This window comes from Pseudomonas sp. SWRI81, assembly GCF_014268545.1.
GTDB lineage: Bacteria > Pseudomonadota > Gammaproteobacteria > Pseudomonadales > Pseudomonadaceae > Aquipseudomonas > Aquipseudomonas hamedanensis.
This window is the reverse complement of sequence record NZ_JABWQS010000070.1, coordinates 1-14,358: the sequence shown is the minus strand read 5'-3', so window position 1 is coordinate 14,358 and position 14,358 is coordinate 1. Positions and strand designations below refer to the sequence as shown.

General features: G+C 59.4%; 17 protein-coding genes and 1 pseudogene. 6 read left to right on the top strand and 12 right to left on the bottom strand.

The annotated features are described in order from the left end of the window. Positions 1–234 precede the first annotated feature (234 nt). Positions 235–1,125, bottom strand: coding sequence for an AraC family transcriptional regulator (locus HU765_RS25985; protein WP_186623901.1), 891 nt, complete (start codon positions 1,123–1,125; stop codon positions 235–237). A gap of 191 nt (positions 1,126–1,316) precedes the next feature. Between HU765_RS25985 and HU765_RS25980 the strand changes: the two genes are divergently transcribed. Next, a complete protein-coding gene (locus tag HU765_RS25980; protein ID WP_186547003.1) occupies positions 1,317–2,369 on the top strand; it encodes an NAD(P)-dependent alcohol dehydrogenase in 1,053 nt (350 codons plus the stop codon). 26 nt (positions 2,370–2,395) lie between these two features. Here HU765_RS25980 and HU765_RS25975 read toward each other — a convergent pair whose 3' ends face one another. The 10 genes from HU765_RS25975 to HU765_RS25930 all read right to left on the bottom strand — a co-directional run bounded on the left by HU765_RS25975 (position 2,396) and on the right by HU765_RS25930 (position 10,897). After that, positions 2,396–3,199 (bottom strand): IclR family transcriptional regulator, encoded by an 804-nt coding sequence (locus HU765_RS25975; protein ID WP_186623899.1) that lies wholly within the window; start codon positions 3,197–3,199, stop codon positions 2,396–2,398. 60 nt (positions 3,200–3,259) lie between these two features. Continuing rightward, positions 3,260–4,570 carry an MFS transporter gene (locus tag HU765_RS25970; RefSeq protein ID WP_186623898.1) on the bottom strand — a complete coding sequence of 437 codons (1,311 nt, stop codon included), beginning with the start codon at positions 4,568–4,570 and terminating at the stop codon, positions 3,260–3,262. 169 nt (positions 4,571–4,739) lie between these two features. Then, positions 4,740–5,888, bottom strand: a complete 1,149-nt coding sequence (dgoD, locus tag HU765_RS25965; RefSeq protein ID WP_186623897.1) for a galactonate dehydratase — start codon at positions 5,886–5,888, stop codon at positions 4,740–4,742. A gap of 46 nt (positions 5,889–5,934) precedes the next feature. Further along, positions 5,935–6,555: a 2-dehydro-3-deoxy-6-phosphogalactonate aldolase gene (locus HU765_RS25960; RefSeq protein ID WP_186623896.1), complete on the bottom strand. Its 621-nt coding sequence runs from the start codon at positions 6,553–6,555 to the stop codon at positions 5,935–5,937. A gap of 19 nt (positions 6,556–6,574) precedes the next feature. Further along, positions 6,575–7,564, bottom strand: coding sequence for a 2-dehydro-3-deoxygalactonokinase (locus tag HU765_RS25955; RefSeq protein WP_186623895.1), 990 nt, complete (start codon positions 7,562–7,564; stop codon positions 6,575–6,577). A 297-nt stretch (positions 7,565–7,861) separates the two neighbouring features. Then, positions 7,862–8,359 carry a hypothetical protein gene (locus HU765_RS25950; RefSeq protein ID WP_186623894.1) on the bottom strand — a complete coding sequence of 166 codons (498 nt, stop codon included), beginning with the start codon at positions 8,357–8,359 and terminating at the stop codon, positions 7,862–7,864. 5 nt (positions 8,360–8,364) lie between these two features. After that, positions 8,365–9,099 carry an alpha/beta hydrolase gene (locus HU765_RS25945; protein ID WP_186623893.1) on the bottom strand — a complete coding sequence of 245 codons (735 nt, stop codon included), beginning with the start codon at positions 9,097–9,099 and terminating at the stop codon, positions 8,365–8,367. 6 nt (positions 9,100–9,105) lie between these two features. Further along, entirely contained in the window at positions 9,106–9,600 is a 495-nt protein-coding gene (locus HU765_RS25940) for a PAAR domain-containing protein (RefSeq protein ID WP_186546996.1), read from the bottom strand. Then, positions 9,597–10,259, bottom strand: a complete 663-nt coding sequence (locus tag HU765_RS25935; protein WP_186623891.1) for a hypothetical protein — start codon at positions 10,257–10,259, stop codon at positions 9,597–9,599. Before HU765_RS25935 ends, HU765_RS25940 begins: the two co-directional genes overlap by 4 nt. 158 nt (positions 10,260–10,417) lie before the next feature. Continuing rightward, positions 10,418–10,897 carry a GNAT family N-acetyltransferase gene (locus HU765_RS25930; RefSeq protein ID WP_186546994.1) on the bottom strand — a complete coding sequence of 160 codons (480 nt, stop codon included), beginning with the start codon at positions 10,895–10,897 and terminating at the stop codon, positions 10,418–10,420. A gap of 205 nt (positions 10,898–11,102) precedes the next feature. Here HU765_RS25930 and HU765_RS25925 point away from each other — a divergent pair, with 205 nt between their 5' ends. The 5 genes from HU765_RS25925 (at position 11,103) to HU765_RS25905 (ending at position 14,247) form a co-directional block, all read left to right on the top strand. Further along, positions 11,103–11,756, top strand: coding sequence for an HD domain-containing protein (locus HU765_RS25925; protein WP_186623902.1), 654 nt, complete (start codon positions 11,103–11,105; stop codon positions 11,754–11,756). A 109-nt stretch (positions 11,757–11,865) separates the two neighbouring features. Next, complete coding sequence (locus HU765_RS25920; protein ID WP_186623889.1) at positions 11,866–13,119, top strand: MFS transporter; 1,254 nt, start codon at positions 11,866–11,868, stop codon at positions 13,117–13,119. Positions 13,120–13,144: 25 nt separating this feature from the next. Further along, the gene (locus HU765_RS25915) at positions 13,145–13,486 is read left to right on the top strand and encodes a hypothetical protein (protein WP_186623887.1); all 342 of its coding nucleotides are present in this window, start codon (positions 13,145–13,147) and stop codon (positions 13,484–13,486) included. 44 nt (positions 13,487–13,530) lie between these two features. Next, positions 13,531–13,785, top strand: coding sequence for a hypothetical protein (locus HU765_RS25910; protein ID WP_186623885.1), 255 nt, complete (start codon positions 13,531–13,533; stop codon positions 13,783–13,785). Between the two features lie 81 nt (positions 13,786–13,866). Beyond that, positions 13,867–14,247: a Rho termination factor N-terminal domain-containing protein gene (locus HU765_RS25905; RefSeq protein ID WP_186546990.1), complete on the top strand. Its 381-nt coding sequence runs from the start codon at positions 13,867–13,869 to the stop codon at positions 14,245–14,247. A gap of 36 nt (positions 14,248–14,283) precedes the next feature. Here the strand turns inward: HU765_RS25905 and HU765_RS25900 are convergent. Beyond that, positions 14,284–14,358: pseudogene (locus tag HU765_RS25900) on the bottom strand (ATP-binding cassette domain-containing protein); the annotation flags it as partial.

The window sequence follows — 14,358 nt, the reverse complement described above, 5'->3', positions numbered from 1 at the left end:
TTTTCAGAAATACAAATGCCCCGACAAGTCGGGGCATTTGTATTTAACCGGGGCAGATTGCGTTTTCACACAGTCTGCGACATGGGGGCCTTTTTGTTGCCCAAAATTCCTCTGACACCACAAAACAACTGTAGGAGTGAGCCTGCTCGCGATAACGGTGTGTCAGCCAGCATCATTGGCACAGACATACCGCTATCGCGAGCAGGCTCACTCCTACAGGGGATCTTCGTCGACTTAGGCGGCGCGTTCGTCTCCCGGGCTACGTTCAAAATAACGTTTGTACTCGCGGCTGAATTGCGACGTGCTCTGATACCCCACCCGATGCGCCACCTGCGCCACGCCCAGGCCCTCGGCCACCAGCAAGGTCTGCGCCTTGAGCAACCTCAGCCGCTTCAGATACTGCACCGGCGACAATAACGTGCTGCGTTTGAAATGCTCATGAAACGTCGACACGCTCATGTTCGCGCAACCGGCCAGGGTCTCGACGTTCAACGGCTCGGTGTAATGCGCGTGCAGATGGCTGATCGAAGCCGCCACCCGCGCGAACTGCCCCTGCTGTTCCACCAGCGCGCGCAAGACATCCGCCTGCGGCCCGCGTAGCGCGACGAACAACAACTCGCGCACCCGCGCCGGACCGAGAATCTGACATTCCAGCGGATCGTGCAGGCAACTGAGCAGCCGCTCGACACAGCCACGCATGTCATCGTCGAGCACCACCGAGGTCATCGATTCCGGCGTCTGCGCCGGGATATGCCGCCCCGGCGCCAGGCCCATCGCCAGCACCAGCTCACCGAGCTGCACCCGATCAATTGCCACCGAGACACCGAGCAAGGGTGCGTCGGGCAAGGCAAAGGTTTCGCACTCGAAGGGCACCGGCAGTGCCTGAATCAGGTAATGCCCGGCGCCATATTCCATGGTCCGCGGGCCGAGGAACGCCAGTTTGCTGCCCTGGGCGATGATCATCAGGCTCGGCTCGTAAATGTGCGGGCCACGGGCGACATCGCAACTGGCGCGCAGCACTTGCACGCCGGGCAAGCCGGTCTGGCTGTAACCATCACGCAGCGCCAGCGGTTCGATCAGCGAAACCAGCCGGGCGTTGGCATCAAGATGACGAGTTAACTGCATCGAAAAAAGTCTTCGCAAAAATCAGGGAAAAAGGGATGAAAACATCATCGCAGATCCGTTGCCCCCTGCGACCGTCAAAACCTGCATGCCGGAGAATTAGGCATGAGACCCGGAGGAATCGCCATGGCCGCACGCTCAGTCGGCGCCCAGAATGCACCGCCTCACTTGTCACTGCTTTTGCGAGGTCACTCATGTACACCGCCATCGGCTATGCCGCCCAATCGGCCACCACACCCCTCGCCCCGATGAAATTCGAACGCCGCAGCCCACGGGCCGACGACGTGGCGATCGAAATTCTCTACTGCGGCGTCTGCCATTCCGACATCCATCAGGCGCGCAATGAATGGGGAATCGCCGTTTATCCGTTGATGCCCGGCCACGAGATCGTCGGAAAAGTCACCGCTGTCGGTGCGAATGTCACCCGGCATAAAGTGGGCGATCTGGTCGGTGTTGGCTGCATGGTCGACTCTTGCCGCACCTGCGAAGCCTGCCAGTCGAATCTGGAACAATATTGCCTCGAAGGCCCGACCATGACCTACGCCACGCCAGACCGGGTGGACGGCAGCAACACCATGGGCGGTTATTCGGACAGCATCGTCGTCAGCGAACACTTTGTGGTGCGCATTCCGGAAAAACTGGCACTGGCCAGCGCCGCGCCGATTCTCTGCGCCGGCATCACCACCTACTCGCCGCTCAAGCACTACGGTGTCAAAGCGGGCGACAAGGTCGGGATTCTTGGCATGGGTGGTCTGGGCCACATGGGCATCAAGTTTGCCAAAGCCATGGGCGCGGAAGTGACCCTGTTCACCCGTTCGGCGAGCAAAGCCGAGGAAGGCCGTCGTCAGGGCGCCGATCACGTAATCGTGTCCACCGACGCCGAGCAGATGAAAGCCGCCGCCGGGTATTTCGACTTCCTGCTCGACACCATTCCGGTGCAGCACGACCTCAATCCGTACCTCGACACCCTGCGGTTTGACGGCGTGCACATTCTGGTCGGTCTGATCGAGCCAGTTAACCCACCGGTCCACGCCGGCAAACTGGTGATGAGCCGTCGTGTGCTGGCCGGTTCCCTGATCGGCGGTGTCGCCGAAACCCAGGAAGTGCTGGATTTCTGCGCCGAGCACAACATTACCTGCGACATCGAAATGCTCGACATCCGCCAGATCAACGAAGCCTACGCCCGGATGATCGCCGGTGACGTGAAATACCGTTTTGTCATCGACATGGCGACGCTGAAGGCTTAAACCTTCAAGGTTTACACCTTCAAGACTTACACCTTCAAGCCTAGCTCCGCCGACAGCCGGGTTGTGACTCCTTTAAGCAGGGGAATCAACTCGGCCATCTTTTCCAGCGGCATGTACGGCACGGTGCTGGCGATACTGATCGCCGCGACAATACCCTTGCTCGCATCGCGAATCGGCGCCGCCACGCAGCGGATCGATGGTTCGTTGTCTTCCAGATCGAACGCGTAGCCGCCCGCCACGTATTCGGTCATGCGCTGCTCGAGCTGCTCCCACGACTGCTGGGGATGCTGCGGCCAGAACTGACTTTTCCCACCCGCCGGCAGGCTGATGTCGTACAGCCGTTGCCAATCCTGCGGCGAGTCATCAAGCATCAACGCCTTGCCGATCCCGGTGCGCACCAGCGGCATGCGATGGCCGACCCGTGAACGCATCTCCGGACCATTGCGTCCGGGATTCTTCAACAGATACAGCACTTCGTCGCCTTCGCGGATGCCCAGATGCACGGTGTCGCCGGTCAGCGCCGACAACTCGTCAAGGTACGGTCCGGCCAACGTCACCAACGGCAACTCTTCGCGCGCCTGAAAGCCCAGCTCGATCAGCTTCGGCCCGAGCAGATAACCGATCTGCGGCACCACACGCAGATAGCGTCCGTCGACCAGGCAACTGGCCAGGCGATGGGTGGTGCTGCGCGTGGTGCCGATCAGCCGGGCAATCTCCTTGAGATCACGGGCGCCGCTGGCGACGGCCTGCACCACACCGAGGCCGCGCAGCAGTGTCTGGGTGCCGGTGGGCGCGGCCTCCCTGGTTTTTTCCGGAGCGTCTTCCTGCATATCCAGCCTTTACCGTTGAGCGAGGGAACGGGCGGCATTATGGTCGCCCGATGCTGAGCACTACAACTCGATACGCTCGACCTTGCCCACCAGCAGCACGTAGGACAAAGCGCCGACCAGCGCGAGCACAGCGATGTAGGTGATGGCCGGGGCGAACGAATCACCGCTGGCAAGGAAGCCGATGACGATCGGCGTGGCAATCGCCGACAAGTTGCCGATGAAGTTGAACACGCCACCGGTCAGGCCAAGCAGACGGGCCGGGGCCAGTGTCGAGACCAGCGACCACGTGATCGACGCCAGACCGTTACCGAAAAATGCCAGCGCAAGAAAGGCAATCACCAGCGGCGTCGACTCAACGAAGTTGGCGCCGATGATCGAGGTCGAAATCAGCAGGCCACCAATGATTGGCAATTTACGTGCGAAGCCCACGCTGTAGCCACGGCGGATCAGGAAGTCGGAGAAGAATCCCGAACACAGCACACCCACGAACGCGGCGAGAAACGGCAGCGACGCCAGCAGGCCGGACTTGATGAAGTCCATGCCGCGGTATTTCACCAGATAGGTCGGGAACCACGTGAGGAAAAACCACAGCGTCGAATTCAGGCAGAACTGGCCGAGGTAGATGCCCCACAACTTGCGCTTGCTAAGGACGACGCCGAGATCGGTCCAGCTGAATTTGGCTTTGACCCTGGCCGTCTCGGCCTGGATATCGACCAGCCCGCCACCCTCGCGGATCAGATCGATTTCTGCTTCGTTGGCGCCCTTGAAATCGCGCGGCTCGCGATACACGGCGTACCAGATCACCGCCCAGAGAATGCCGACCGCGCCAGTCACAACGAAGACCATGTGCCAGCCGAATGTGTGTTGCAGCCAGGCCAGTACCGGTGTCAGGAAGGCCAGACCGACGAACTGCCCGGACGTGTAGAAACCAATCGCCGTGGCGCGTTCGCGCTCGGGGAACCAGGTCGTCACCACGCGGCTGTTGATCGGATACGCCGGTGCTTCCAGCGCTCCGACGGCCATGCGCAGCACGAACAGCGCAATGAAACTGCTGACGAAACCGAGCATCACCGTGGCCACTGACCACAGCAGCAGCGCCACGCTATAGAGGATCCGCGGCGGCACGCGATCGACCAGCCAGCCGCCGGGAATCTGCATGGCGGCGTAGGTCCAGCCGAAGGCGGAGAAGATCAGACCGACGTGAACCGGATCGATGCCCAGCTCACTGGTCAGCGCCGGCGCGGCGATCGACAGGTTGCTACGGTCCAGGTAGTTGATGACCACGGTGATAAACAGCAACACCATGATGAAAAAACGCTTGCGGCTAGGCGCGACTAAAGACGCCTGCCCGGTGAGGGTGTGCGTTTGCATGAGAGATGCCTCTTTTTATGTTTGTTGAGGACAGTCTTAAGACTTGAACCGAATCCTGTGGGAGCGGGCTTGCTCGCGAATGCGGTGTACCTGCCGAAGAATACGCTGAATGACACACCGCATTCGGGAGCGAGCCCCCTCCCACAGGGGCTAGCGATGATTCAAAGACTCACCACTCGGCAAAGCTGCCGTCGGCGTGGCGCCAGATCGGGTTGCGCCAGCGGTGGCCGACGGCCGCGCGCTCGATCACATATTCCTCGTTGATCTCGATGCCCAGGCCCGGGCCGTTCGGGATCTTCACGAAGCCCTTGTCGTAATCGAACACGCGCGGGACCTTCACGTAGTCGAGCAAATCGTTGCTCTCGTTGTAATGGATGCCCAGGCTCTGCTCTTGGATAAACGCGTTGTAACAAGCCGCGTCCAATTGCAAACAGGCTGCCAGCGCAATCGGCCCCAGCGGGCAATGCAGCGCCAGCGCTACGTCGTAGGCTTCGGCCATGTTGGCGATCTTGCGGGTTTCGGTGATGCCGCCGGCGTGCGACGCGTCCGGCTGGATGATGTCGACGTAGCCCTCGCTCAATACTCGTTTAAAGTCCCAGCGCGAGAACAGCCGCTCGCCAAGGGCAATCGGCGTACTGGTCAGGGGCGCGAGTTCTTTCAACGCTTCGTAGTTTTCGCTGAGCACCGGCTCTTCGATAAACATCAGTTTGTAGGGGTCGAGTTCCTTCATCAGCACCTTGGCCATCGGCTTGTGCACACGACCATGGAAATCGACGCCGATACCGACGTTCGGCCCGACGGCATCACGCACGGCGGCGACGTTGGCCAAGGCGAGGTCGACTTTCTCAAAGGTGTCGAGGAACTGCAGTTCTTCGGTGCCGTTCATTTTCACTGCGGTGAAACCCCGGCTCACAGCCTCTTTCGCCGCACGCGCGGTGTCAGCCGGACGGTCGCCGCCGATCCACGAATAGACACGAATCTTGTCGCGCACCTGGCCACCGAGCAGGTCACTGACCGAGACCCCGAGGGCCTTGCCCTTGATGTCCCACAACGCCTGATCGATACCGGCCAGCGCGCTCATGTGAATCGCGCCGCCGCGGTAGAAGCCGCCGCGATAGAGCACGGTCCAGATGTCTTCGATATTGCGTGGGTCTTTGCCGATCAGGTAGTCGGACAATTCTTCCACGGCAGCGGCGACGGTGTGCGCACGTCCTTCCACCACGGGTTCGCCCCAACCGGTCACGCCTTCGTCGGTTTCGACCTTGAGGAAGCACCAGCGCGGCGGAACGATGAAGGTCGTGAGTTTGGTGATTTTCATCTTTTTGTCTCTCTTATTGATGCAGCGCACGCGGCGCCAAAAAGTCTTAGCGAAGCGCTTTCCACGCGGCCACGTAGGCCTTGGCGTTGACCGCAACCTGCTCGGGCGTCATGCCTGGCTTGAACAGGCCGGAACCGAGGCCGAAACCTTTTACCCCGGCATCGATAAACACCTGCATGTTGTCCGGCGTGATGCCGCCGACCGGTGCCAGTACCGTGCCCGCTGGCAACACCGCGAGCCAGGCTTTGACGACCGCCGGGCCCATCTGCTCGGCCGGGAACAGTTTGAGAATGTCCGCGCCCTCCTCCAGCGCCGCGAACGCTTCAGTCGGCGTGGCCACACCCGGCGACAGGTACAGCCCCGCCGCTTTCGCCGCGCGCAACACCTTGGCATCGCTGTGCGGCATGACGATTACCTGGCCGCCGGCCTCTTTTACTTGTGCGACCTGCTCGGGTGTCAGAACGGTGCCGGCACCGATCAGGCAATCGGCGGGCAACGTCTGGCGCAGGATGCGGATACTTTCGTACGGCGATGGGGAATTGAGCGGTACTTCGATGACGCGAAATCCGGCTGCATACAGGACTTCTCCGACCGCGGCAGCTTCCTGCGGTTGCAGGCCACGCAGGATCGCGATCAGACCGTTTTGCGCCAATGCTTGCTTGAGCATGTCAGGCCTCCAGTCAGGGTTAACGAGATGAGGATTTGATCAGCCCGGCGGCCAGCGCCAGTTGCCACAAACCACGCTCGGTAGCTTGCTCGGCCAGGGTCACCGTGGCGAAACCGCAGGCGTCGAGGGCACGGCGGTAGCGGGTACACAATTGCGCATTGCCAATGAGCACGATCGCAGGAAGATTCGGATTGTTACGCCGACGCCGCTGGACGTTGGCGAGCGCGGCCAGCTCATGGCCGATCATCAGGCCGGACAGATAGTCCGGCTGAGCGGTCGGGCTCAGTTCACCGGTCAGGCCGAGGGTGCGGGCGCTGAACAAGGTCGACAACACGCCCAGCTCAGCATCTGTCGACAGGGCAATTTGTACGCCGCGGTCAAACGCCTGCGCATCGAAGGTCGCGCTCGGCTGCTGGGTACGCCCGAGGATGCTGTGCTCGCTGAGGACGGCGAAGACTTCGCCGGTCATGAATGTGTCGAAATGGGTGATACGCCCATCGACCACTTCCACCCACTTCGAGTGGCTGCCCGGCAGGCCGATCAGCAAGTCGTTACCCGACCCGGCCGGCAGGCTTTGCAGGACCCCGAGTACTTGGGTCTCTTCGCCGCGCATCACGTTCGGCAGACGCGAACGCTGAATCACACCCGGCACGATGTGCACGGACGTACCGCGAAAACTGACAACGGTTTGTAGGGAGTTTCCGAGATGGGCGACGTCGGCCGGCGTCTCGCAGTAGGCCGCTTCGCGCCAGCCCTGCGCACTGCCGACCATGCCGCAAGCGATCACCGGCAGATTCGGCTGCGCGTCGAGCCAGTCACCGCAGGCCTCGTCGAAGGCCAGTTCAAAGCCGTCGACGCATTCGCGTCCGTGGATGACTTTTGGGGTTTTGGGCAACTGCATGATCCCGGAAGACAGCGCACGCTGCTCCAGCACCACACCGTCCGCCGCGAGTTTGTAAGCACGTAATGAGGTCGTCCCCCAATCGAGCGCGATCAATTGCGCCTGCATCGCTTCACCTGTTTTGTTTTTGGCAGTGAGTGCGATGGACTATAAACCCGAGGGAAGGGAAATCTCAATATATAAATATCAATCCCACATAATGGGACATAGACGAGTAGCAAGCTTTTCTCGTCTACGGGCATAAAAATCCTGATTCGCTGAATTCGACAAAGAAAAAGCCGGGGTCTTCAGGATTTCCGTACGACAACGCTGGATGAATCGCTCAGCGGCAATTGGCAGGCGGCAGAAGAGTGATCGACAAATCGGCTTCCTGCCGCCAGACAAGAAGCCCACTTGAACGAAGGGTTATTCCCTGTTGATTGCTCGCGCCAGATCAGCGGATGGCACACGCATGATTTCGGAAAAATACGTTTTGTAAGGAGTCGTATGAGCGCGGAATACGCAGGAAATAAAAGGTCTTTTCGTAAACCAACGACTGAGTACTTTCCCCTCAGGAAAGATTTCCGCGCCCTTTTTCCCGGTCGACTCTCTGAAAATGACGTCGGCTTTGTACTCGTTTGCCTTCCCCCTCTCATCGCGCTCAACAAGGCCAAAACCGGAGCGTTTTATCTGGTGCGCGACAGAAAAGTCCAGATCATCATCCACAGCGCATACCAACCCTTGGCTGATATGTGATTCGAACAACTCGAGAATTTTCACATCGGCGCGAAAGCGAACCTGATAGATTCCGGTATCTTCCAACTCATCAACTCCGGAATAAGACAGTTTCGCAGCCGGCTTGCCATGGTTCATTGAACATGCAGAGCATATGAGCAATAAAAATATCAAAAAAAATCGGGACACGATGCTCACTCCTTGAAAAAGCTCAAAACCGACTCATTGAAAATCTGACGAGCAGTTTTTCCGTTATCCAACGGTCGCAAATACATAATATTGGCATCCGCATGATTCACGTTTACCCGCCCCATTACATTCGGCCCGGTAGAGATTTCCCATTGCTCACCAAAACTTGCAACTGTATCTGATACGTTTGTTATCTTCGGTGCGGCGCGAATATTGACCCAGTACTGAGCCTTGGGCTTGGGTGGCAACCTGTAGATATTGGAAATGCTCCACACCATCACACCTTCGCCAACCGGATCGATGGTCAATAACATTCTGACTGTATAGCCTTTCTCCGTGAGAGTGGCTGAAAGGTGAGCGCCATTCCAACCTCCCAGACTATGACCCACAATATACACAGCGGTTGAGCAGTCCGGGATCTTCGCCAGTATCTTTTCAGACAGGTCTTTATCAGTAATGAAATCATTATAACCGAGAGGCCACGACTCGAATTTTCCCACAGGAAAATTCAACGCTTTGGCATCTCTAATGAATATTTCGCGCACTGCATCGACGTTATTATTTGGACCACTGAAATAATAACTTTCCTGATCTCCAGCACCACCAATAAAAAACACAACAAAATTCCGCAGAGATATAGCAACCTGCTTATTGGTCTGATCGGTCTTGCAAGTAAGTGTGTGTGCTTTTACTTCCCTCTTCGCGTGAGGTGTTTCAGTAGGTGCGCTGACTTCGGACATGACCAATCACTCCACGAATAATTTGATGGTTTCCGCCACGTGCGAACTGACCATATGCGTGAATCCGTTCGCATCGGTAACACCGTGTTCCTCGCTTCCGTCACCCCGTTCAATGGTGTAGGCGTGATAAGGCACTGGCTCTCCGGTCGCTTCATTCGTCACTTGCAACCTGTCAGTGAAATGCACCGGCATCGGCAACAGCCCACTAAACGCTGCCCCTCCGCCGCTCTGGCCGATGATCACCGTGCCCGAGCCACCGATCACGACATTGCCATGCCCGCCAGTACTGTCGAGCATCGCGGCGTTGAGGCCGTTAATGAAGACGGTGCCGGAGACCGCTCCGGTAATCGGGCTGCCACACGCTGATTTATCGGTCATGCGTGCAGCAGCGAGGCCATCGAAAAACACGTCCGGCGAGCCGGAGACGATCGGGTTGGTGCCGTGTCCTGGCAGTGGGCAAGCGGTCGGGTCGGTGACGCGTGCTGCGGGTTTACCACTCAATTCAAAGCTCCTTGCTTAAGGGGTGCCGGGGATGGCTGATAGATGTCGATGTCGGTCGCTGCAAAGCGCCAGCGATTGTCGACCGGGTCGAACAGAGCGTGACAATGCTCACGGCTTTCAGGTGATGTTGCGGTTTGCACGGCACGCCAGGCTTCGTCGGCTTGCCACTTCAAATCGGCAGGCGTTGCATCATCCAGTTCGTTGAGCCAGGCGTTGTAGTTACGCAGGTGATTGCGCTCATAAGTCGATTGCAGCAAGTCGCCCATTTGCGCGCCAAGGTCCAGATGATGCCCGGACGTCCACCGGCCAATATCGGAATAGACATGCCAGCCCATCGGGATCAACGCACCGTTCTCCAACAGAGAATGGCCGGCGAGAGCGACGAAGCCGCAACAGATGTGCAGCATCAGCCAGCCTCGATGGGCGTCTATAACCGCTGTTGGATCGAAGGTTCTCAGCGCTACCACGCGGTAATCGCCAAGTCCGGCACTGCGCGTCATCAACTCGGCGTCAAGCCGCGACACGAAAGCCCGAATAGCCAGACCGCCAGTGCGCTGGGCCATGCAGAGAATTTCGACAGCCTGTCGTTTTGGGTCGTCAGTAGACCCGGTATTTTTCACCAGGCCATACAGGCGCATTGAGGCCTGTAGACCGCTCATTGCTGGTCACTCATTGACGCAGCGAGCGCTCCGCAGGCGCGGAGAAATTTTGCCAGAGGCATTGCAGGTGTCGTCCGTGAGCGCGCAAAAATGGCGCACAGGATGCCGGACTAGAGCGGCGGCGACAACCGAATCAGCACTGGACTGCCATCATTTGTTCAACCCTCGGCAAACTCGCGCAACACCTTGCCATCCATGCGATACCTCACCCATTCTTCCTGCGGTTGCGCGCCGAGGGATTTGTAGAATTCGATGGCCGGGGTGTTCCACTCCAGCACGCTCCATTCGAAGCGGCCGCAGTCGTTGTCGCAGGCGATTTTTGCCAAGTGGCGCAGCAAGGTTTTGCCGGCGCCGCCGCCGCGTTGCTCAGGAGTAATGTAAAGGTCTTCGAGGTATAGGCAGTTGCTGCCCAGCCAGGTCGAATAACTGAAGAAGAACACCGCGAAACCGATCGGCAAGCCGTCGCGAAGACAGATCAGACCATGGGCGGTAGCACCTTCGCCGAACAGGCTGCGCTCGATGTCGGCGACGCTGGCGATGACTTCGTGGCGGGCCTTTTCAAAATCGGCCAGTTCGGTGATGAAGGCGAGGATCTGCGGTGCATCGCTGGGGGTCGCCGGGCGGATTTCGATCGTCATGGACGGGCCTTATGGGGAAATTGAAGCGCCATACTAAGTCCGCAGCGCTTTTGTGGCGAGGGAGCTTGCTCCCGCTTGGCTGCGAAGCAGTCATAATTCAGGCTTGCTGCCTGCCTGGTTCACCGCATCGGGGGGCTGCTGCGCAACCCGGTGGGAGCAAGCTCCCTCGCCACAAAATTTAACTGAGCCCATGAACACGATGTCTATGCCAGCGACAGCATTTGCGCCTTTGATCGACCTCGCCGCCGAGTTGCTGCCCCACGCTCTGGAGCCCTGCGACGACGGAGCCCATGACCTCGCCCATTTGCAACGCGTCTGGCACAACGCGCGCACGCTGCACGAAACAGAAGGCGGCGATCTCGACATCTTGCTCGCCGCCGTGCTGCTGCATGACTGCGTCGCCGTCGAAAAAAACTCTCCGCTACGCTCGCAGGCTTCACGTCTGGCAGCGGACAAAGCGTCATCCGTGCTGAAGGAAATGAACTGGCCCCGCGAGAAAATCGCCAGCGTCGCCCACGCCATCGAAGCCCACAGTTTCTCCGCCAACATCACCCCGTTGACGCTTGAGGCAAAAATCGTCCAGGACGCCGACCGTCTCGATTCGCTGGGCATGCTTGGCGTTGCGCGTACCTTCTACGTTGCCGGGCGCATGGGCGCGGCGCTGTATGACCCGCTGGATCCGCTAGCGCGTGAACGTGATTACGACGACACGCGTTTTTGCTTCGATCATTTCCAGACCAAACTGCTGCACCTCGCCGACGGTTTTCAGACCACGGCCGGCCAGCGTTTGGCACAGATTCGCCATCACCGCCTGAAGGGTTTCATGGAGCAATTCAAGGAGGAGATCGGCATCGTCTGAACCTTTACTCCGGCAAACGGCGATCCTGACTTTATCAACCTCGCACCTGACGCGCACGCCCGACGTGTTAAACAGATGACGTTAACTCGCCGCTCAAGGAAAGCGCGTCATGCCGCATTCAACACCTCAAGTGTCGGGCAAATTGTTCGGCATGTTCTGCCTCGCCAGTTATCTGTTGTCATTGTCGTATGGCTCGACGTTTTTGCTGTCGCTGTTGATCGGTGCGCGTGGCGGCAATGAACACGACGCAGGCCGTGTCATTTCGGCGGCGATGCTTAGCACCTTTATCGCGGTGCTGGGGTCCGGACATTTGTCGGATCTGTTAGGGGCGGCGCGTTCGATCGCCCTCTTGGGGCTGTTGCTGGTAGCGGCGAGTCTGGGCTTTGCGATGACGCCGGGCTTCGGTCATCTGCTGCTGTTTTTTGGCCTTCTGCTGGGACTGGGTTGGGGGGTGTTCTACACCTTGGGACCGATCATCGTCGCCAGTCTGGTGACACCGACGCAACGGGCAAAATATTTCGCTTTGCTGTCCGGCAGCATGATGACGGGGATCGGCAGCGGCCCCTTGCTCGGACGTGCTGCCGGTGCTCTGAACTGGCCGGTGACTTCGGCGTTTTACCTGGCGGCGCTGGCGAGCCTTATCGGTGTCCTGTTGTTCTGGCGACTCGGTGCCAGACTGAACAGCACACAAGCCCCTTCGGCAGCGAAAATCACTTGGCGAGCGACCACACAAGTCCTCGGCTCGCGCGCACTGTTCCCCATCGTCATGGTCGGTCTGGGTGGTTGCGTGTTCGGCGGTCTGTCCAGTTTCCAGACAAGCTATGCCGCTGCCCGTTCGCTGGATTATTCGCTGTTCTTTTTCGGCTTCATGAGTGCGGCAATCAGCAGCCGGATGTTGATCGCAGGGTTTGTGGTCAAACGTGATCCGCTGCGCGCGTCGTGCCTGCTATCGGGGCTGATGCTCGGTTCGATTGTTCTGTTTGCGTTCGGTGTCCACAGCGCATTGAGTTACCTGCTGGCAGCGGTGATGCTTGGCGTCGGTTACGGCCTGACGTATTCGGTGATCAATGCACTGGCCGCCAACGAAGCACCGGCCGGCACGACCTCGCAGGCGTTGCTGCTGTTCAGCCTTTGCTACTTCGTCGGCGTGTTCGGCTTCCCCTTTCTCGCCGGCCAAATCATTGTCGAACACGGCGTGACGACATTGCTGCTCGCGCTATTGGCGGTGGCGTCGGCAAACTGGCTGATCACGCTGGGCCGTCTCTCATGGCGGCGGTTTGAGGTCAAGGCCGCAACGCTGAGCCAGACCGTTCGTCGATCCTCAGGCACCAATCCGCCATCAGGGCTGACCAAAAAAGGGTAAGGATTCCAATTACTGGAGAAGCCCTATGATCCCGTCAAGGTTGACTGCTTTCGTCTTCAGCGCCCTGCTCTGCCCCGCGGTGTTCGCCGCCTCGTCCACGGCAGCGGGCACTGGCCCTACCGATCCGACGCCACCGCGAGCCCCGGCCATCAACAGCGCCCCCGGCATAAACACCGATGGCTCTGGCGTGCCGCTGATCAATCAGCCGCCGGCAACGGGCACTGACCCGCGCACCCAAGGCAGCGACCCTGGACGCCAGGGCGGCATGAACACGCCTGACGCGCCGGCTGCGCCCGATAACGCCGGGCCGGGCACCGGCTCGAAAACCACTACCGGTGGCTCGGGTTCCGAAGGTGCCGGTCAATAGTTCGCCGACGCGAGCGTCCTGTTCACTCCCCTGAAGAGGTAACCATGAACGTCGACAAAGACCTCGAAAAAGAAGTCCTCACCCGCCTGCTGCATGCGCATCCCGATGGCTTGGGCAAAGAAGTCCTGGACAATTATCGCGGCGAGAAAGTCGTCGCCGATACCCTCGCGGCGCTACAGGAGCGCGGGCTGATTCACCACGGCCATGTGACCTGCCGCGAGGCCGGTGAACAGTCGTTGAACCTGCCGATCAAGCTCAGCGCCGCCGGGGTTGTAGCAGCGCGCAAACTCGACAGCTGAGCCATGTGACCGTGCCGGTGCTTGCGCGACCTGCGTCAGCGCCGGCAGTGAACTTCACCTACCGATGCAAGGAGAAATCCCATGCCTCGTGGCAGCAAAGACAAATACACCGCCGAGCAAAAGCGCAAGGCCGAGCACATCGAAGACAGCTACGAGAAAAAAGGCGTGTCCACAGATGAGGCCGAAGCGCGGGCCTGGGCGACCGTCAACAAGCAATCGGGCGGCGGCGAGAAATCCGGCGGCTCGGGACGCAAGAAGCCGGCGAGCGCCAAGTCTGAAGATCGCAAGGAGTCATCGCGGCGCGCGGTGGCCAGTCGCAAGGGGCACTCGCGCAACAGCGAGACTTCGAAGGACGCGCAGACCGTTGACAGTTTGATGAAGGAAGCCCGGGCGAAGAACATTCCGGGGCGGTCTTCGATGCGTAAGCAGGAGCTGATCGAGGCGTTGCGCAAGGCTGGCTAGGTCCGGGTACTTCAGCGTATTTGATGGCCCTATCGCGAGCAGCAGAAGACGCGGCTGATGGATCAGCGCACGAGCCAGCGCGACCCGCTGTTTCTGTCCGCCGGACAAGGC